Source organism: Pseudomonas sp. AC355, assembly GCF_979258205.1.
Window position 1 is genome coordinate 3,144,796 of record NZ_OZ409843.1, and the last position, 18,990, is coordinate 3,163,785.

The window sequence follows — 18,990 nt, forward strand, 5'->3', positions numbered from 1 at the left end:
CCGCGATCATGATCATGCTCTCATTCCGTCGTTTTCTTGCCGTTTCCTTGCTGGGCTTCTGTCTGGTTCAGTCGCCCGCCTGGGCCGATGCCAACCCCACCAGCGCCGAGGTGCAGCGCAGCCTGGACACCCTGGCCGAGCGCAAGTTGGTCGAGCCGGAACAGTCGCTGGTGCGCCAGACACTGGAAAAGACCCTGGCGTCGCTCAACGCCCAGGCGGAAATCCAGCAGAAGTTGGTCGCCCTCGACAAGCAGCTGGCACAAGCGCCGCGCCAGACCCAGGACGCTCACCGCGAGCTGGAAAAGCTCAAAGCGACCAAAGTGGTGCCTGTGGCACAGCGCTACGCCAGCAACAGCGTCGCCCAACTGGAGCAAATTCTCAGCCAGCGTAGCGCCCAACTGAGCGACTGGCAGAAGCAGGTCAACGATGCCAACACCCTGATCATCACTGCCCAGACTCGCCCGGAGCGGGCCCAGGCGGAGATCGGCAGCAGCCAGACGCGTGCTCAGCAGATCAATACTCTGCTCAAGGGCGGCCGCGAAAATGGCAAACCGTTGACCAAGGAGCGCAACAATCAGCTCACCGCGGAACTCGCCCAGCTCAGCGCCCAGACCCAACTGCGCCGCCAGGAGATGGCCGGTAATAGCGTACTGCAGGATCTGGGCACGGCTCAGCGCGACTTGCTCGATGAGCAGATCAAGCGCCTCGACGTCGAGCTGCAGGATCTGCAGACACTGATCAACGAAAAGCGCCGCGACCAGTCCGAACGAACCGTCGCCGAGCAATCTATCGAAGCGCAAAAGGTTGGCGGCTCCGATACCGTGCTGTCGCGTGAAAGTGCACTCAACGTCAAGCTATCCGACTACCTGCTGCGCGGCACCGATCGCCTCAACGAACTAACCCAGCTAAACCTGCGCACCCAACAGCAGTTGGACAACCTGAACCAGACGGATCAGGCCCTCGACGAGCAGATCAGCGTGCTACAGGGCAGCTTGCTGCTGTCGAAGATTCTTTATAAACAAAAGCAGGCACTGCCCAAGCTCAAGCTCGACAAAGGCCTGGCTGACGAAATCGCCGACATCCGCCTCTACCAATTCGAGCTCAACCAGCAGCGCGAACAGATCGCCAACCCCAGCGCCTATGTCGACAAACTGCTGGCCGCCGAGCCGCCAGAGAACGTCACACCGAAGCTGCGCGAAGACCTGCTGGATCTGCTCGACACCCGCCGCGCGCTGCACGACAGCCTGAACCGCGAACTCAACGCGCTGCTCAACGAGTCAATCACCCTGCAGTTGAACCAGAAACAGTTGCAGGACACCGCCACAGCGCTGCGCGCCACCCTCGATGAGCAGATGTTCTGGATACCCAGTAACAACCCGCTCAACCTCGACTGGTTCAGGGGCGTACCGACTCAGTTGCAGAGGCAGATCGCCGACCTGCCCTGGCTCGATAACCTGAGCCAGCTCGGCGCCGGCCTGATCGAGCGCCCCCTGCTGTTTCTGCCGCTGCTGCTGGTGATCGGCCTGGTGCTCTACAACCGCCGCTACCTGAGCCACAAGCTCACGGCTCTGCACAAAGACATCGGCCACTTCAAACGTGACAGCCAGTTGCACACACCCGTGGCGATTTTTCTCAATGTGCTGCTGGCACTGCCCGGCACATTGTTCCTGGCGTTGTGCGGCTTCGCCCTGCAGATGGACGCCCGCGGGCTCAACGTCAACCTCGGCTCGGCGTTCCTGGGCATGGCTCAGGCGTGGCTGGTGTTCTACACCGTGTACCGCATCTTCACGCCAGGCGGTGTGGCCGAGCTGCACTTCCACTGGGCGCGCTCCCACGTCGCTTACTTGCACAGGCAGATCCGCTGGCTCGGCGTGGTGGTCATGGCGCTGGTGGCAGTGGTCACCGTGGCCGAACACCAGCCGTCGAGCCTCTCCGATGACGTGATCGGCATCGCCGTGGTGTTGACCTGCTACGGCCTGATGATCTGGCTACTGCAAAAGCTGCTGCTGCGCGGCCCAGCCCGGGAGAACGCCTCGTCTTTCCGCATGTTCATCGGCGTGCTGTTCAGCATGCTGCCGCTGGGCCTGTTCCTGGCGGTGTGCTTTGGCTATTACTACACCGCGCTGAAGCTCAGCGACCGGTTGATCGACACCCTGTATCTGCTGCTCATCTGGCTGGTGGTCGAAGCGGTGTTCGTCCGCGGTTTGGCCGTTGCTGCGCGACGCCTGGCCTACCAGCGCGCCACTGCCAAGCGCGAAGCACAGACGGCGGAAAACGGTGAAGGCACGGAGATTCAGCTCGAAGCGCCGACCCTGGATATCGAACAGGTCAACCAGCAATCCATGCGCCTGATCCGCCTGACCCTGCTTGGCACCTTCATCGCCGCCATGTACTGGGTCTGGGCTGATCTGATCTCGGTCTTCGCCTACCTCGATAACATCAACCTTTACGAATACAACAGCAGCAACGTGGTTGGCAGCGCCGCCTCGCTGGTACCAATCAGCCTGCTCGACGTGCTGTATGCGCTGATTATCGCGGCCATCACCATGGCCCTCGGCCGCAACCTGCCGGGCCTGCTGGAAGTGCTGGTGCTGTCACGCCTGCGCCTGGCTCAGGGCAGCGCCTATGCCACCACCACGTTGTTGTCGTACGTGATTTTCGGCACCGGCATCGTGGTTACCCTGTCGACCCTGGGGGTGAGCTGGAACAAGCTGCAATGGCTGGTCGCCGCGTTGTCGGTGGGGATCGGTTTCGGTATGCAGGAGATCTTCGCCAACTTTATTTCCGGCCTGATCATCCTCTTCGAGCGCCCAGTGCGGATCGGCGACCTGGTGACAATCGGCGGCGTGACCGGCACGGTGAAGCGCATCCATATCCGCGCCACACACATCATCGACAGCGATCGCAAAGAGGTGATCGTGCCGAACAAAACCTTCGTCACCAGCCAGTTGATCAACTGGACGCTGACCGACACCGTAACCCGTATCGTGCTGACCTTCGTGGTCAACCGCGGCGCTGACCTGGAGAAGGTGCGTGCCCTGCTGCTGCAAGCCGCCCAGGAAAACTCGCGGGTGATGCGCGACCCGGCACCGACCGCTCAGTTGAGCCTGTATACGCCGTCTGGCCTGACCCACGAACTGAAATTCTACGTCAAGGAGCTCGGCGACCGTGGTGCCGCGACCGACGAACTCAACCGCCGCGTTGATCAACTGTTTGCAGACAACGACATCAACCTGTCCGGCACACCGAAAATGGACATCGTATTGAGCCGCGCCACAGCGCCCCACGACACGCTGAAACTGGACGAAACCCAGGCCGCGATGATTGAAAAAGACGGCGAGGCCAAGCCATGAAAACCCTCGACAGCCTGACCTTCGATAATCGCTTCGCCAACCTTGGCGATAGCTTTTCAACTCATGTGCTGCCCGAGCCCATCGCCGAGCCGCGCCTGGTGGTGGTCAGCAAAGACGCCATGGCGCTGCTCGATCTCGACCCACAGGAAGCGCAGCGCGAGGTATTCGCCGAACTGTTCTCCGGCAACCAGCTGTGGAGCGATGCCGAACCACGCGCCATGGTCTATTCCGGCCACCAGTTCGGCGGCTACTCACCTCGCCTCGGCGATGGCCGCGGCCTGCTGCTGGGCGAAGTACTCAATCACGCGGGCGAGCACTGGGATCTGCACCTCAAGGGCGCCGGCCTGACGCCCTACTCGCGCATGGGCGACGGCCGCGCCGTGCTGCGCAGCTCGATCCGTGAATTCCTCGCCAGCGAAGCCCTGCAGGCCCTCGGCATACCCACTTCGCGAGCGCTGTGCGTCACCGGTTCGAGCACGCCGGTATGGCGCGAGAAGCAGGAGACCGCGGCCATGCTAGTACGCCTGGCGCAGAGCCACATCCGCTTCGGCAGCTTCGAGTACTTCTATTACACCCGCCAGCACGACCAGCTCAAGCAACTCGCCGATCACGTGCTGGCCAACCATTACCCGCAGTGCCTGGAACAACCGCAGCCCTACGAGGCCTTGTTACGTACCGTGCTGGAGCGCAACGCCGAGCTGATCGCCCGCTGGCAGACCTACGGTTTCTGCCACGGCGTGATGAACACCGACAACATGTCGATTCTCGGCATCACCTTCGACTTTGGCCCCTACGCCTTCCTCGACGACTTCGATGCCAAGCACATCTGTAACCACTCCGACGATACCGGCCGCTACAGCTTCAGCAACCAGGTGCCCATCGCCCACTGGAACCTCTCGGCACTGGCCCAGGCGCTGACACCGCTGGTGGAGGTCGATACGTTGCGATCAATCCTCGACCTGTTCCTGCCGCTGTACCAGGCCCACTACAACGACCTGATGCGCAAACGCCTGGGCTTCACCACGGCCGAGGACGGCGACGAAGAACTGATCCAGCGTCTGCTGACACTCATGCAAGCGGGCAAATCCACGGACTACCACCTGTTCTTCCGCCACCTCGGTAAGCAGGCGCCAGCCGATGCACTGCAAGTGGTGCGCAACGACTTCGTCGACCTCCAGGGCTTCGACGCCTGGGGCGCCGACTACCTGACCCGCAGCAACCGCGAGGGCAGTGATCAGGCCGCTCGCCAGGCGCGCATGCACGCCGTCAATCCGCTCTACGTACTACGCAACTACCTCGCCCAGGAAGCCATCGCCGCTGCCGAACAGGGCGACTATGCCCCCGTACGGGAACTGCACGAGGTGCTGAGCCGCCCCTTCGAGGAGCAAGCGGGCAAAGAACGCTACGCACAGCGGCCACCGGATTGGGGCAAGCATCTGGAAATCAGCTGTTCGTCGTGAGGCCGTGCTAATGCTCTTTCCCTACTTTAGAGACCCCGACAACTTCGCCTATCGCCTCGCCGAGGCAGCGCCCTGCTCGCTGTGCAGTGCGCCTGGGCTGTGGTTCTCAGCCGGAGGCTTCTACGGCCGCGAGACGATCAACTGCATCTGCGACACCTGCCTGGCTTCCGGCAAACTCAAGGCACTGGGGATCGAAACCAATGACGCCATGGAAGGTTCGCAGGAAGAGATAGACATCATCGTCTACGCCACACCGGCACTACCGACCTGGCAAGACCGTGTCTGGCCGCGGATCGACGGCCATTTCTGCGTCTTCGAGCGCTTCGCTTCTCAGGAAGACTTCGTCGACAAGGCTGAATTCACAGCATCCTTCGGCGACCGCTACCCAGGCTCCGACCTGGACTGGCTCTGGGAAATTCTCCCAGCGAAGCGCCTGACCCATCACCGCCAGGGAGGCGACGTGACTGTGTACCTGTTCACCAGCAACGGCACCAAGCACTGCACTTGGGACGCTAACTGACAGCTACGTAGCGCCTATTAGCCAAAGGCGTAATCCGCCAGCATGCCTGCACTTACCGTCCCGCAACGCAATGTGCAGCATATTGCTCAGCAAGCACTTGCCGTTTGTCTGGCAACCTCTTATCGTCAAAACCCTCTGCGGGTGGATGCCTGCACGCGTAAACCATTGCCAAAAGGAACTTGCAGTGCACCTCGCCTATCTTCGTACCTCCGTCCCGACCTCGCCGCCTGCATCGCCTGCATCGCCGGGCAGAAATGCTGTGCTAAACACAAGTCGCGCGAATATGCGGGGCACTGCATATCCACATATCAACTTATTGTTTTCTATGGAAATCCAGTCTGTACCGTTAATGAGGCAGGGGCGTTATGCGGAATTCCTCCATAACGCATTAATGAAGAACTCCATCTAATCACTGTTAGGCATACCAAATGAGCTTCGATATCATCATTTTGAAACCTACAGACCCGGCGGTTGATGACATATCGGCAGTTGAAGACGTTATCCCGCTTGGAGCAACGGATATCGTATCCAAGGTGTTCAACCATTCCTTTCCAGGCTGCACTGAAGGAGCGTTCATCTCTGGCAATGACTTCTCAGTTGAACTCATGTTGAGCGGGGAACCCGTCGAATCAGCTCACCTCACACTGCAGTTTGGAAAGTCGTGGGCTGATAAATCAGAAAGAAATTTTCAGGTACTACTTGCCGAAGCGTGCCGAGCCTTGGGTGTGGTTGCTTTTGCTGTTTCTGATAACTCGCGTATCGCGCCATAACCCATGCCTAACAACTGGTTCAAACCGTTCGCTTCGCTCACTGGGACGGGCTAAAGCCCGCCCCTTAACCAAACGTTATATTTTCTGCTTACCCTCATATTATTTAATGTTGATAAGGAGCTGTAATGGCCGAAAGCTTTTATTACCAATCAAATGACTATGATAGAAACGCTCAGAGGTTCGTTGTACCTTTATACATAAAAGATGATTTAGAGAATTATGAATTCTCATCTACTGGGACACTAGCAAAATACAACGGACATCATTATATGTTTTTTGCGGCACATGCATTATCAGGAGGTATTACACCCGATAAAGTATATATGTTTTTATCAGATGGGAATTTTTACCAGATCAGTAAAGACGCTATTGGCTGCAAAGTTTTTGAAGGCGATGATATTGCTATAGTAGATTATTTAAACATATTTTTCGACGGCAAGAATTATTTTGATTTGAACCTGAGCAGCCTTAATGGATTTGAAAAGAAATATTTTTCATGGACAGGGTTTCCGGCAAGCAAATCAAAATCAAAAAAAATTCACAAGTCTAAATCAAGTGACTCTTTACGAGATCAATATGTTCACTCTGGAGAGGATGGGGACTATTTTACAAACGTCAAGTATTTTACTATTTGCTCAAAATTAATTAGCAACAACAATGCAGAAATCACAGGAAAATATGACCGCAAGAATACAAATCTAAAATACGCTGGCCCTGTCAGCATGGCGCCACATCCAGCGGGAATGAGCGGCGGTGCTATGTATTTTTTCTCCAAAAACCAGAAATTAAAAGACAGCGTTGACGACACATTTAGATTTGCTGGGGTTGGAATTGAATACAGAAGAGACAACAGTATTGTCGGTGTTCCGAAATCAAAAATCATTGAACTGTTGGAAAGATTTGATAATGAAAGTCCATTAATTTTTGAAATGATAGCAAGTTAGGACATTCTAAATCGATATGAAAATATAACAACTGGTTCAAATCGTTCGCTGCGCTCACTGGGACGGGCTGAAGCCCGCCCCTTAACCAAACGTTAGGCTTCTCATGGACCTTCATCGCAACCTCGAGCCTTGCCCCAAGTGTGGTCGCTTAGAGGATGTTCGACCCAAGACCCTTCTCATTGGGAAAGAGAGCCCGAGTAAGAAATTTCGCGGCGAGGAACGAGCGGGCTATATGCGGCCTGATCAACTGGCGGTAGACGAAGTTGTACCGGACAAGCTACGTGCCGAGCCGCTATCCCAGTTCATCGATGGGTTGTTCTGCGACGCATGTGGCGTCGGCTTCGTTGCCGATCAGCTCCTGGCGTCCAAGTCTGGCCACAGCGCATAGCCATTCTGCCCTCGCCCCCATCTGGCATGTCGATCCGAAGCCTAACTATGCGCTCAATCGGATCTGCGCGGAGTAAGCTACTCGCTCGATCCAAAAAATCGGCCGCGCAGGCCGCTTAGCTCAGGCGTTAGGTCATAATGCAACCTGTGTTCTTCGCTGATATATATTTACTTCCCACCGACGTTGGCGGCAGACAGTGGCCGTTAGTCTCGGGCGAGTGGCGCACGATACTTAGCATCAATAAGGAGCACTGGTCTGCTCGCCTCACCTTTGAGGGGCAGCCTGCACCAGGCGAAACCTTCTATGCGGCTGTGCAACTTTTGCTTCCTGAGCAGGCCTTGTCATACTTTGCCGTAGGTGCCGAGTTCACTGTCTGGGAGGGCGGCACCAAGGGTACTGGGCGGGTTGTGTCGCGAGCAACCTAACTAGTGGCTCAAACCGCTCGCTACGCTCACTGGGACGGGCTAAAGCCCGCCCCTTAACCAAACGTTAAATGCCTAATCAAAAATCAGCGCCAGGGCAGAAAGCATGAAGTTTAAACATGGCGACAAAGTAACAATTGAGCCACATATCTGGTGGCCAGACGGAGGCGTGGGTATAGTATCCTTGCCTCCTGAGTTCGTAACTGCAGCATTAGAAGCGGAGGCAGATTTTTTTGGAATCCAGAGAACATTTGCAACTAACAGTAACATTACAACTAGTTTCTGGGTAGAGTTCGACGAACCAACAATGGACTGTAGCGATGACGGCCCATATACATCCGGCGAAGTTGGTCTTGAATTTCTTAGCCATATTCACGTAAAAATTTAAACGATATGTAATCGAACGCAGCGTTTCAAGCTATTTTTCACTCGTTTCGTCCATCGAAACCGGCATCTAACTAGCGGTTCAAATCGTTCGCTGCGCTCTCTGGGACGGGCTAAAGCCCGCCCCTTAACCAAACGTTATATTTTAAGAGAATAATTGAGCGATGATCGACGCCATCCTATACAAAGACATAGTAAAGTCAGTCAATAATCAATTTTTAGAACAACCTAAACGTGTAGTATTTTTTGATGGCGTTAGTCCTGCGTCATCAAAAGCAATGACTGACATCAACGCAAAAACCCATAAGAGAAGCCTGGTTGCAATTTTGTTTTGCAACCCAAATTCGCAGTTTTGTAAAAGTGAAATCCTAGAGTCTCTCAGCTACTTCCATCACCGTTCAAAAGAGCATATCGATATATTTTGCTGCGGCTACGGAGCTTATTGGCCGCAAGACAAATACCCTGACCTTAAAGTCGTAACAAATATAAATGGAGTAAACTGGAGCTATAGTGATAATTCTTTTGTAGCAGCTCTGGATGATTTTGAGAGTAAAACAAGGTGGCGCTATAGTGGGGAGAATGAGCTCCTGCTATTGGACGTAAGTCCCTCTAGCAATCCTGATGAGCTTAATATAAATAGCGCAATTGTTTGCAACTTGGAGCAAATGAAAAAAGACGAGGCATTTACCTCTGTTCGCGCATTATTTGAAAGTATTATTCGTTATGCAGCAAATAACAAAGGCGGCGCGTGGGGGTTTAGCGACCAAAAAGGTATGGACGTTGCATCCTCTTTTTTAAAAGACGCGTTCTTAGAGTTGCTACCCAAGTCACTTCAGAGTAGTTACCGTAAAGCTGAAAGCTATGCAGTCAAAAAAATATAACAACCGCTTCAAATCGTTCGCTTCGCTCACTGGGACGGGCTAAAGCCCTCCCCTTAACCAAACGTTAGGCTTTCATGAAACAATTCCCACGAGTCGAAGAAATTACCCCAGAGAAATTCGAGCTTCAGGTCAAATCCTGGCTTGAGTCGAGTGCATCGAAGTTGGAGTCATTTTCCGCGGAGCACCGGAAGGATCTTCAAGGACATGATGGGGAGTATGAAATTGATGTTGTGGCTAGATTTAGAGCCTTTGCTGGCGCAGAGTTCCTGATGATCGTTGAGTGTAAGAAACACAAAAACCCGATTAAACGTGAAGTCGTTCAAGCTCTCAGACAAAAGCAACTCAGCCTCGGCGCCCATAAAGCCATGGTTGTAAGCACTGCAAAATTCCAGAGTGGAGCCATTGAGTTTGCACGAAACCACGGCGTGTCCCTCGTTCAGCTCATCAGCGGGGCTGCAGCTTATATTCAAGCTTCCGCAATTAAACGAGAGCTGCCTGTACCAGAGTCAGCGGAAGACTATGCAGGGATTTTTTATGGGTTTATACCTAAGATGATTCCGCAGCCGTTCACGGTCAAAAGGAACTATGGCCTGGCGGGCTACTTAGAGAGTTTGTGAATAACAAGCCGAAATCGATAGGATCAGAGTCGTTGATTACGCATCCCAGAATCAATCACTCTGGCCCTACCGACTGGGATGATTGTTGACCACCGACCACAGCTCAATCAGGAGCCCTTATGCCCTTACACGCCCTCAAACTATTCGCCGACTACCATCAGTTCTATCTGCAGGATGAAGCGGCCGAGGGTGACCTATCCCAGTCTTGGGGCACTGAAGCCGTCGAACGGATGCTCGCGGTAGCCGATGGTGTGGTGGGTATAGGCACGCTGCGCAATATGGAGGTTTCGGTGACGCTCGAATTCCTCGACGCGGAACCAACCGTCGAACCGGCGAGTTTCGATCATATTGCCGAGGCCTCGCTCGTGCTTTGCAGTGGCAAGCTGGTGATCGCCGGCTGCACGGACTATTTCCCGGACGCGGCGCGCTTCGGTCTGGCGGCTGGGAGCTACAGGGTGCGGCTGTCGATTTCCGGTTTCGACACGCTCTCCGAGGACGGCCTCGATGGAGAGGATCACTACCTTGTGCAGCTGTGGCAGGCGCCGTTGATCGAGCCGGTGGTACTCAAGCAAGGTGAGTTCTAGCTCCATCGTCTAGCAGGCACGAGTGTCCGAAGCGCCAGTGACTGGCGCGGTGCGCTGCAGAGCTGGCAGTAGAACTTGCGGAAGTGCTGGCTGATCAGCGGCAAGACTTCCTGGCGAAAACCCGGATAATGCCGGCCATTCGTTTTACTCGCTGGTGCCCGCTCATGGAAATTAAGGTCAATTTTCTCGACAACCTTCGACTTGAAGCCAAGTTCGATGACTTCACGGTGATCGCCGATCAGCCCATCCGCTACAAGGGCGACGGCTCGGCGCCGGGGCCGTTCGACTATTTCCTGGCTTCGTCGGCGTTATGTGCGGCCTACTTCGTCAAGCTGTACTGCCAGACGCGGGACATTCCCACCGAGAACATTCGCCTGTCGCAGAACAACATCGTCGACCCGGAAAACCGCTACGCGCAGATTTTCAAGATTCAGGTCGAGCTGCCCGCCGATATCTCGGAGAAGGATCGCTTGGGCATCCTGCGTTCCATTGATCGCTGCACGGTCAAGAAGGTGGTGCAGCAGGGCCCCGAATTCATCATCGAGGAAGTCGACAACCTCGACGCCGATGCCCAGGCGCTGTTGATGCCGGTGTCCGACACCACCACCTACATTGCGGGCAAGGATCTGCCGCTCGAGCAGACCATCGCCAACATGTCGGGCATCCTCGCCGACCTGGGGATGAAGATCGAGATTGCCTCCTGGCGCAACATCGTGCCCAACGTCTGGTCGCTGCATATTCGCGACGCGCAGTCGCCGATGTGCTTCACCAACGGCAAGGGCTCGACCAAGGAAAGCGCCCTGGCCTCGGCGCTTGGCGAGTTCATCGAACGGCTGAACTGCAATTTCTTCTATAACGACCAGTTCTGGGGCGAGGACATCGCCAATGCCGAGTTCGTCCATTACCCCAATGAGCGCTGGTTCAAGCCGGGCCCGAAAGATGCGTTGCCCGAAGAGATCCTCGACGCCCATTGCCTGGCCATCTACAACCCGGATGGCGAGCTGCGCGGCTCGCACCTGCACGACACCAACTCGGGCAACACGCTGCGCGGCATCTGCTCGCTACCCTTCGTGCGCCAGAGCGATGGAGAGACGGTGTATTTCCCGTCCAACCTGATCGAGAACCTGTACCTCTCCAACGGCATGAGCGCTGGCAACACCCTGGCCGAAGCGCAGGTGCAGTGTTTGTCGGAGATTTTCGAGCGGGCGGTGAAACGCGAGATTCTCGAAGACGAGCTGTGCCTGCCGGACGTGCCGCAGGACGTACTGGCCAAATACCCGGGCATCGTCGCCGGAATCCAGGGCCTGGAAGAACAAGGCTTCCCGGTGCTGGTCAAGGATGCGTCCCTGGGCGGTGAATTTCCGGTGATGTGCGTCACCCTGATGAACCCGCGTACCGGCGGTGTGTTCGCCTCCTTCGGCGCGCACCCCAGCCTTGAGGTGGCGGTGGAGCGCAGCCTCACCGAACTGCTGCAAGGCCGCAGTTTCGAGGGCCTCAACGACCTGCCGCAGCCGACGTTCGACAGCCTGGCGCTGACCGAGCCGAACAACTTCGTCGAGCACTTCATCGACTCCAGCGGCGTGGTGTCCTGGCGCTTCTTCGGCGCCAAGGCCGACTTCGAATTCGTCGAGTGGGATTTCTCCGGACAAGGCGCCGACTCCAACGAGCAGGAGGCAGCCACCCTGTTCGGCATCCTCGAAGACCTCGGCAAGGAGGTGTACGTAGCGACCTACGATGACCTCGGCGCCAACGCCTGCCGCATCCTGGTGCCGGGTTACTCGGAGATCTATCCAGTCGAAGACCTGATCTGGGATAACACCAACAAGGCACTGCTGTTCCGCAAGGACATCCTCAACCTGCATGCCCTGAGCGACCGCGAACTCAAGTCGCTGCTGCGCAACCTGAACAACACCGAGGTCGACGACTACACCGATATCAGCACATTGATCGGCATCGAATTCGACGACAACACGGTGTGGGGCCAGCTGACCATTCTCGAGCTGAAGCTGATGATCCACCTGGCGCTGAAGAAATACGACGATGCCAAGGAGCTGGTCGAGGCCTTCCTGCAATACAACGACAACACCGTCGAGCGCGGGCTGTTCTATCAGGCGGTTAACGCGGTGCTGGAGATCCAATTGGAGGACGATCTCGAGCTGAGCAACTTCGAACACAACCTGCGGCGCATGTTCGGCGGCGAGCGCATGGACGCGGCAATCGGCTCAGTGGACGGCAGCGTGCGCTTCCATGGCCTGACGCCGACCAGCATGAAGCTCGAAGGCCTCGACCGGCATCTGCGCCTGATCGACAGCTACAAGAAGCTGCATGCGGCACGGGCCAACGCAGTGGCTTGAGCCAGCTGACAGCGGCCAAAAAGCGGTGAAACGCCACCACTGCAGAATCGTCGACCTCGGCGCGATGCGATGGCGGTCATTTCGCAAGTACGCGCCATGGCCGCTATTCGCCGGCAAGCCGGCTCCTACATGATGGTAGTGTGCGTCACCAACTCCGTAGGAGCCCGCTTGCGGGCGATGCGATGATGGTCATTGCGTAAGTACGCGCCACAGCCGTCCTTCGCCGCAGGGTCGTGCGCCTGCAGAGCCTGCCTTGCTCGCGCCCACCCGCATGGGCGATACGAACTACTGCCTAGTCGTCTCGAACCCGGCATGCTCAGCTAACCGCTCAACCATGTAGGGATAGAACGGATTGGACGTCACTCGCTGTAGCGCCTCCATGCTGACCAGCAGCACGCCCCGCTCACCGCGCACGGACAACGCGCCGAGGTGCACGCCGTAATTCTCCGGCTCGTCAGGCTGCAAGCCGTACAACGAATCGCTCAGCGGAAATGGCAGGGCGACGTGGGACAGCGAGAACACCTCGCGGGGAAATGCCAGGCCGAGTGGCGTCACCTGCTCCTCAGTGGCGCCCGCTTCAGTGATGCGGGCTGCGGCATCCAGCGTCTGCGACGAGGTATTGCCGATCAGCGTGGTGCGGTAATGACGCGGCGTGGCTGGCAGCAGGTTGGTAGGTGATTTGGCGTGAGTACCCAGCAACGGCCCGAAGTCGACGAATCGATTGAGGTCGAACAGCACCAACTCGCTGCCATTGGCGGGCAACTGCGCGTACAGGGCGTTGACCACAGCGGGCGTGCTGACCGTGTAATCGACCAGCGACTGGAATGTCAGCAGCGGCGGCAGCTCCTGCAACGCACCACGCTCGCTCAGCGTGGCGATCTGCTCCTGCAGTGCCGAGGTGAACAGATAGGACTGCCGCGCGGCATTGAGGGCGAAGGAGTTGTACTTGAACGGGTTGTACTCGGGCAGCACATCCAGCCAGGCGGCCTTGGCGAAAGCGGGGAATATGGCAGGTAACCCCGCTAGCCCGGCAAAGCGGGCATAACCGGCCACGCCGATCATCGGCGAGATCAGGGTCAGGCGATCCGGCCGCGCCAGTTCATCGTTGCCGAGGGCATCGAGAGCGTACTTGAGGGCCAGGCCACCGCCTGCCGAATAGCCGACCAGATGCAGCGGATCGCCAGCGTTGGTAAGGCGCCTGGCCTCGCGAACGGCCAGGCGCGTGGCGGCCAGCCAGTCCTGCCAGGTCACGTCGGTGAGCGCGCCAGGCGTGGTGCCGTGCCCCGGTAGACGCAGGCCGACGACGATGAAACCGGCGTCGCGATACAGCTTGGCGATGTGCCGCAGGCTGTAGGGTGAATCGGTAAGCCCGTGAAGCATCACGGCGGCGCCTTTCGGCTCGCCATCAGGCTCCAGCACGTAGGATCGGTTCCAGTCCCATTCGAAGCGCGAGGCGTTCAGCGGGCTGTCGGCGAAGTAGCGGTTATCCGGCACGCGCTCGGCATCGTCGAGGCGCTGGTAGACCCTGTCCGGCAGCGAGGCGAACAGTGCCTGTTCGGCCAGCAGGTAATCCTGCCAACTGGCGGAGTCCAGTTCATCGGCATTCAGTTCGTGGGGGACGAAGGTATGCCAGGGGCTCAGGTCAGGCTTGCTCTGGGCGTCGTAAATCCGCAGGGCGAAGAAGGTCACGGCAGTCACGGCAACTACCAGCCCAGTCAGGCGCACCCACTTTTTCACCACTGCCCTCATGCCTCAGCCTCCAACCGCAAACGATCCATGATAACCCTCACCGCACGCGAACGCTGGTGCGCAGTCTTGGTATAGCCGACTGGTGAACATTTGCTTATCTATTAAACCGAATAGGCATATAGACCTTTCCAAAGGTTCTTAGACCTATAGGCAAAAGCCGTTTATCGTCGCGCCGCTTCAACTCGCCTGTTCTACCACCCGCTGTCAGGCCTTTACACCGCATGAAAATTCGCAATCTCGATCTCAGCAACAGCCCGGTCAACGACGAACATCAGGCGCTGGGATTGCCCCCTCTGGAAGACCACGTCTCCCACCCGGATAACCATCCGATCCTGCGCGCCGCCATGTGGTTCGCCATCCTCACCCTGGCTGGCCTGCTGCTGTTCCTTGCCTGGCGCCTGTTCTTCGGCAACCACGAAAGCACCGGCCTGGAGATCATCGAAGATGCCCTGACCAGCCGCGCCTTCTGGAGCGCCGTGGCAGTCGGTTTCTTCGCTCAGGTCATCGACGGTGCGCTGGGCATGGCCTATGGCATCACGGCCACGACCTTCCTGCTGAGTACCGGCGCCACGCCGGCTGCAGCCAGCGCTAGCGTGCATATCGCCGAAGTGTTCACCACCGGGCTGTCGGGGATTTCCCACGCCAAGCTGGGCAACGTCAACAAGGCGCTTTTTCTGCGCCTGCTGCTGCCGGGCATGATCGGTGCGATTCTCGGCGCGGTGCTGATCACCACCTTCGACGGCGACGTGATGAAGCCCTTCATCTCGGCCTACCTGCTGCTGATGGGCCTGTACATCCTGCACAAAGCCTATCGCCACGTGCGACTGGTGAAGAAGGAGCCCAAGCACGTCGGCAAGCTGGCGCTGTTCGGTGGTTTCGTCGACGCCGCTGGCGGTGGTGGCTGGGGCCCGGTGGTCACCAGCAGCCTGCTCGGCTCGGGCAGCGACCCGCGCACTACCATCGGCTCGGTAAACTTCGCCGAATTCTTCCTGACCATCACCAGCGCCACCTCCTTCATCCTGCTGGCGGGTCAGCCGGATACCTGGCTGATGGTAGCCGGACTGGTATTCGGCGGCATGTTCGCTGCGCCGCTGGCGGCACTGCTGTGCAAGAAACTCTCTGCACGCACCCTGCTGACCATCGTTGGCTGCCTGATTACCTGTATCAGCGCCTATAACATCTACGCCAGCCTGACTTGAGAACGACCTGCGCCTTGCGATGCCAGGGCGCAGTCCATAGGCTGCAGAGAGTTGTATGACTTTGCGGAGCCTGTCATGAGTGATTCACCGATCATCCCCTGCCCCAGCTGCAGCAGCCTCAACCGTATCCCCGCCGCCCGCCTGAGTGAGGCGCCGCGTTGCGGCCATTGCAAGGCCGAGGTGCTTCCGGGTGCGCCGTTCGACCTCAGCCAGGGCAACTTCGCCGCACAACTCAAGGGCGACCTGCCGTTGCTGGTCGACGTATGGGCCTCGTGGTGCGGCCCTTGCCGCAGTTTCGCGCCGACGTTCACGCAAGCAGCCAGCGAACTGCGCACCCGCTGCCGACTGGGAAAACTGGACAGCGAAGCCAACCCGCAGCTATCCACCCAGTTGGTTATCCGCTCGATTCCCAGCCTGATTCTGTTTCGTGACGGCAAGGAAGTGGCCAGGCAGAGCGGCGCCCTGCCCTTGCCGCAACTGCTGGCCTGGCTGAACACTCAAGGCGTTTAACAGGCGACAACCCGGGTATCGCTTCGCTCAACGCCGGGCTACCAAAGCAGGCTCGTCGTAGCCTGTGGTTGAGCGCAGCGATACCCAGGGATGTTTCGAGGGGCGCCGCGATCAGCGCTGCTGCAGAAAGTCGTGCAGCTCGACGTACTGCAGGGTCAGTTTGTGCCGTGGGTCGAGATAGATAAGCGGCTTACAGGCCTGGTGTGATTCTCGCATCTTCACCGAGCTCATCAGGTTCACCGGCAGCACCGGCAGGCCTTCGGCGATCAGTTCGTCGAGCAGTTGCTGCGGCAGCGTCGCGCGTGGCTGGAACTGGTTGACCACGATGCCTTCCACTTCCAGCGTTTCGTTGTGATCCTCCTTCAATTCTTCGATCTCGCGCAGCAGGCCGAACAGGGCGTTGCGCGAGAAGGTGTCGCAATCGAAGGGAATCAGCACGCGATCAGCGGCGATCAACGCGGAAACGGTATAGAAATTCAGCGCTGGCGGCGTATCCAGATAGATCTGCTCGTAGTCCTCGGAAAGCTCCTCGAGCAGTTTGCGCAGCTTGTTGATCTTGTGCTTCTGCTCCAGCTTGGGCTGCAGCTCCGCCAACTCGGCGGTGGCGGTGATCACGTGCAGGTTGTCGAAGGGCGTTTCGTAGATATCGACTTTGCCCTTCTTGGCAGTCAGCCCGCTGGACAGGGTCTGCTTGAAGAAATCGGCGATGCCCATGGGGATGTCATCGCCAGTCAACCCGGTCAGGTAGTGGGACGAGTTGGCCTGAGCATCCAGATCGACCAGCAGTGTCCGATAGCCTTGGGACGCACTCACCGCAGCCAGGTTGCAAGCAATGCTGGATTTGCCCACGCCACCCTTCTGATTGAAAACTACGCGCCGCATCTGCACTTCCTCCTGTCTAGTACATTGATACTAGGCATATGTTCTTGACAGTAGCGAGAACGAGGAGAAACGCGTCACGCATCAGAAAATCGCTACTTAATGTTTGCGAGGCCAAGTTATCACCCGGATAATGCCAACGCAGCATCGCTCTCCACGACAGGCTCTTGTCGCACAGGACAGTCTTTCAGACAAGGAATTGCCCGGCGGGCCAAGCAGAGTTTCATCTAGACATGCATTTCAGGATCGATCAATGGCGTGCCTGGGCTCCTGGCCTGGACAGTACGGATAACTGGCTCGCCTGGAGCAAGGCGCCCGAACGCCTGCACGATAGTGGCGAACAGCCCGATGTCAGCTTCCTCCCCGCCTTGCAACGCCGTCGCTTGAGCCGTCTCGCTCGCATGGTTTTCCAGGTCGCCTGGCCGCTTGCCGAAGGTCACTCGGCGCTGCCGCTGGTGTTCGCTTCGCGCCATGGCGAAACGCCGCGAAGTCTGGCCATTCTTCAAGACCTTGCAGTAGCAGAGCCGCTGTCGCCGACTCAGTTCAGTCTTTCGGTACACAACGCGATAATCGGCCAGTGGTCGATTATGCGCGGCGACACCAGTGAGATGACCGCGCTGGCCGGAGAAGGTGATGGCCTCGAAATGGCCATGCTGGAAGCCGCTACGCTGCTCGCCGAGGGTGCTCCCGCGGTGTTGCTGGTGATCGGCGAAGAAGCGCAGCCGGAGCTTTACGCCCCATTCATCGATGATGTGCCGTTCCCCTATGCGCTGGCTTTGCTACTGGTACCTGGCGACGACTGGGATTTGCAGCTACGCACGGGCAGCGGCCCGCGCACGCAGTGGCCACATCCACTGAGCCTGATACAAGCCCTGTGCAATGGCTGCGCAACCATCGAACACACCTGGAAAGAGCGCCAATGGATCTGGTCACACAAAAGCCTGTGAAGCGCTACAGCGCGCCTTACTGGTGGCGGCTAATCGCCACGGCGGCGAGCTTTACCCTGTTCGGTATAGGCGGCGTGATGCTGCGCGTGCTGGTGTTTCCCGCGCTGTCGCTGCTTCCCGGCGATGCCGCGGCTCATCAACGCCGCGCCCGCCAGGTGGTGAGCTGGAATTTCCGCACTTTCGTCAAGTTCATGCACCGCAGCGGCGTGCTCACCTATGAAGTCGAGAATGCCGAACGCCTGGGCCGCCCCGGGCAAATGATCATTGCCAACCACCCCTCGCTGATCGACGTGGTGGTGACCATCGCCTTTACCCGCAACGCCAACTGCGTGGTGAAGCAGAGCCTGTGGAACAACCCCTGTATGCGTGGGCCGATCCGCTCAGCGGGTTACATCAGCAACAGCGGTAGCATGGATATGCTCGACGAAGCGGCCGGTGTGCTGCAGCAAGGCCAGACTCTGGTCATCTTTCCGGAAGGCACGCGCACCACGCCCGGCCGGGCGCCGGAGTTCCACCGCGGCGCCGCGGCCATCGCCTTGCGGGGCGCCCGTGTGATTACCCCGGTGGTGATCAGCGTCTCACCTACCACGCTAACCAAAGCGGAGCCCTGGTACCGGATTCCAGCGCGGCGTTTTCATATTCATTTGCGCGTGGGCGAGGACATCGACCCGGCGCAATTTACAGCCATGGGCGCTGCCCCAGTAGCGTCGCGCAAACTCAACGACCATTTGCATCAGCATTTCATTAAGGAGCTCGCAAGCGATGAGCGCTCTACAGCTTGAGATCAAACACCTGATCATCGATTCCCTGGGACTCGAAGACATCACGCCCCAGGATATCGGTGACGACCTCACCCTATTCGGTGAAGGCCTCGGCCTGGACTCGGTCGACGCCCTGGAACTGGGCCTGGCAATCCAGAAGCGTTTCGGTATCAAGATCGACGCCGAAGCCAAGGACACCCGCACCCACTTCGCCAACGTGGCCAGCCTGGCAGCCTTCGTTGCCAGTCGCCAGGCAATCTGAGGACAA

General features: G+C 57.8%; 18 protein-coding genes. 16 read left to right on the plus strand and 2 right to left on the minus strand.

Annotation, left to right across the window (positions count from 1 at the left end):
• Positions 1-14 precede the first annotated feature (14 nt).
• From mscK to ACZ0AI_RS14935, 11 genes are all read left to right on the plus strand, one after another.
• Positions 15-3,353 (plus strand): mechanosensitive channel MscK, encoded by a 3,339-nt coding sequence (gene mscK, locus ACZ0AI_RS14885; RefSeq protein ID WP_463562529.1) that lies wholly within the window; start codon positions 15-17, stop codon positions 3,351-3,353.
• Positions 3,350-4,813 carry a protein adenylyltransferase SelO gene (gene selO, locus ACZ0AI_RS14890; protein ID WP_463562530.1) on the plus strand — a complete coding sequence of 488 codons (1,464 nt, stop codon included), beginning with the start codon at positions 3,350-3,352 and terminating at the stop codon, positions 4,811-4,813. The genes mscK and selO overlap by 4 nt, the downstream gene beginning before the upstream one ends.
• 10 nt (positions 4,814-4,823) lie before the next feature.
• Complete coding sequence (locus ACZ0AI_RS14895) at positions 4,824-5,333, plus strand: CbrC family protein (RefSeq protein ID WP_463562531.1); 510 nt, start codon at positions 4,824-4,826, stop codon at positions 5,331-5,333.
• 428 nt (positions 5,334-5,761) lie between these two features.
• Positions 5,762-6,103, plus strand: coding sequence for a hypothetical protein (locus ACZ0AI_RS14900; RefSeq protein ID WP_042555651.1), 342 nt, complete (start codon positions 5,762-5,764; stop codon positions 6,101-6,103).
• A 125-nt stretch (positions 6,104-6,228) separates the two neighbouring features.
• Positions 6,229-7,047, plus strand: a complete 819-nt coding sequence (locus ACZ0AI_RS14905) for a hypothetical protein (RefSeq protein ID WP_463562532.1) — start codon at positions 6,229-6,231, stop codon at positions 7,045-7,047.
• Between the two features lie 232 nt (positions 7,048-7,279).
• Positions 7,280-7,435: a hypothetical protein gene (locus ACZ0AI_RS14910; RefSeq protein WP_463562533.1), complete on the plus strand. Its 156-nt coding sequence runs from the start codon at positions 7,280-7,282 to the stop codon at positions 7,433-7,435.
• A gap of 528 nt (positions 7,436-7,963) precedes the next feature.
• A complete protein-coding gene (locus tag ACZ0AI_RS14915; protein WP_463562534.1) occupies positions 7,964-8,245 on the plus strand; it encodes a hypothetical protein in 282 nt (93 codons plus the stop codon).
• A gap of 160 nt (positions 8,246-8,405) precedes the next feature.
• Positions 8,406-9,122, plus strand: a complete 717-nt coding sequence (locus ACZ0AI_RS14920) for a hypothetical protein (protein WP_463562535.1) — start codon at positions 8,406-8,408, stop codon at positions 9,120-9,122.
• A gap of 74 nt (positions 9,123-9,196) precedes the next feature.
• The gene (locus ACZ0AI_RS14925) at positions 9,197-9,739 is read left to right on the plus strand and encodes a restriction endonuclease (RefSeq protein ID WP_463562536.1); all 543 of its coding nucleotides are present in this window, start codon (positions 9,197-9,199) and stop codon (positions 9,737-9,739) included.
• Positions 9,740-9,858: 119 nt separating this feature from the next.
• On the plus strand, positions 9,859-10,323 hold the full coding sequence (locus ACZ0AI_RS14930; RefSeq protein ID WP_463562537.1) for a hypothetical protein: 465 nt from the start codon (positions 9,859-9,861) through the stop codon (positions 10,321-10,323).
• Positions 10,324-10,487: 164 nt separating this feature from the next.
• Positions 10,488-12,677: an OsmC domain/YcaO domain-containing protein gene (locus tag ACZ0AI_RS14935; RefSeq protein WP_463562538.1), complete on the plus strand. Its 2,190-nt coding sequence runs from the start codon at positions 10,488-10,490 to the stop codon at positions 12,675-12,677.
• Positions 12,678-12,962: 285 nt separating this feature from the next.
• On the opposite strand, the gene ACZ0AI_RS14940 is transcribed toward ACZ0AI_RS14935, so the two are convergent.
• Complete coding sequence (locus ACZ0AI_RS14940; RefSeq protein ID WP_463562539.1) at positions 12,963-14,426, minus strand: alpha/beta hydrolase; 1,464 nt, start codon at positions 14,424-14,426, stop codon at positions 12,963-12,965.
• A 221-nt stretch (positions 14,427-14,647) separates the two neighbouring features.
• On the opposite strand from ACZ0AI_RS14940, the gene ACZ0AI_RS14945 reads away from it, so the two are divergent.
• A complete protein-coding gene (locus ACZ0AI_RS14945; protein ID WP_225837780.1) occupies positions 14,648-15,625 on the plus strand; it encodes a sulfite exporter TauE/SafE family protein in 978 nt (325 codons plus the stop codon).
• A gap of 75 nt (positions 15,626-15,700) precedes the next feature.
• Positions 15,701-16,135, plus strand: a complete 435-nt coding sequence (gene trxC, locus ACZ0AI_RS14950; RefSeq protein WP_463562540.1) for a thioredoxin TrxC — start codon at positions 15,701-15,703, stop codon at positions 16,133-16,135.
• A gap of 111 nt (positions 16,136-16,246) precedes the next feature.
• Here the strand turns inward: trxC and ACZ0AI_RS14955 are convergent, their stop codons facing one another.
• Positions 16,247-17,017, minus strand: coding sequence for a ParA family protein (locus ACZ0AI_RS14955; protein ID WP_463562541.1), 771 nt, complete (start codon positions 17,015-17,017; stop codon positions 16,247-16,249).
• A gap of 230 nt (positions 17,018-17,247) precedes the next feature.
• Between ACZ0AI_RS14955 and ACZ0AI_RS14960 the strand changes: the two genes are divergently transcribed.
• From ACZ0AI_RS14960 to ACZ0AI_RS14970, 3 genes are read left to right on the plus strand one after another with little or no spacing between them, the layout of a single operon-like run.
• Positions 17,248-17,961 (plus strand): beta-ketoacyl synthase chain length factor, encoded by a 714-nt coding sequence (locus ACZ0AI_RS14960; RefSeq protein ID WP_463562542.1) that lies wholly within the window; start codon positions 17,248-17,250, stop codon positions 17,959-17,961.
• Positions 17,934-18,743: a lysophospholipid acyltransferase family protein gene (locus tag ACZ0AI_RS14965; RefSeq protein WP_463562543.1), complete on the plus strand. Its 810-nt coding sequence runs from the start codon at positions 17,934-17,936 to the stop codon at positions 18,741-18,743. The genes ACZ0AI_RS14960 and ACZ0AI_RS14965 overlap by 28 nt, the downstream gene beginning before the upstream one ends.
• Complete coding sequence (locus ACZ0AI_RS14970; RefSeq protein ID WP_463562544.1) at positions 18,724-18,984, plus strand: phosphopantetheine-binding protein; 261 nt, start codon at positions 18,724-18,726, stop codon at positions 18,982-18,984. Before ACZ0AI_RS14965 ends, ACZ0AI_RS14970 begins: the two co-directional genes overlap by 20 nt.
• The last annotated feature ends 6 nt before the right edge of the window (positions 18,985-18,990 follow it).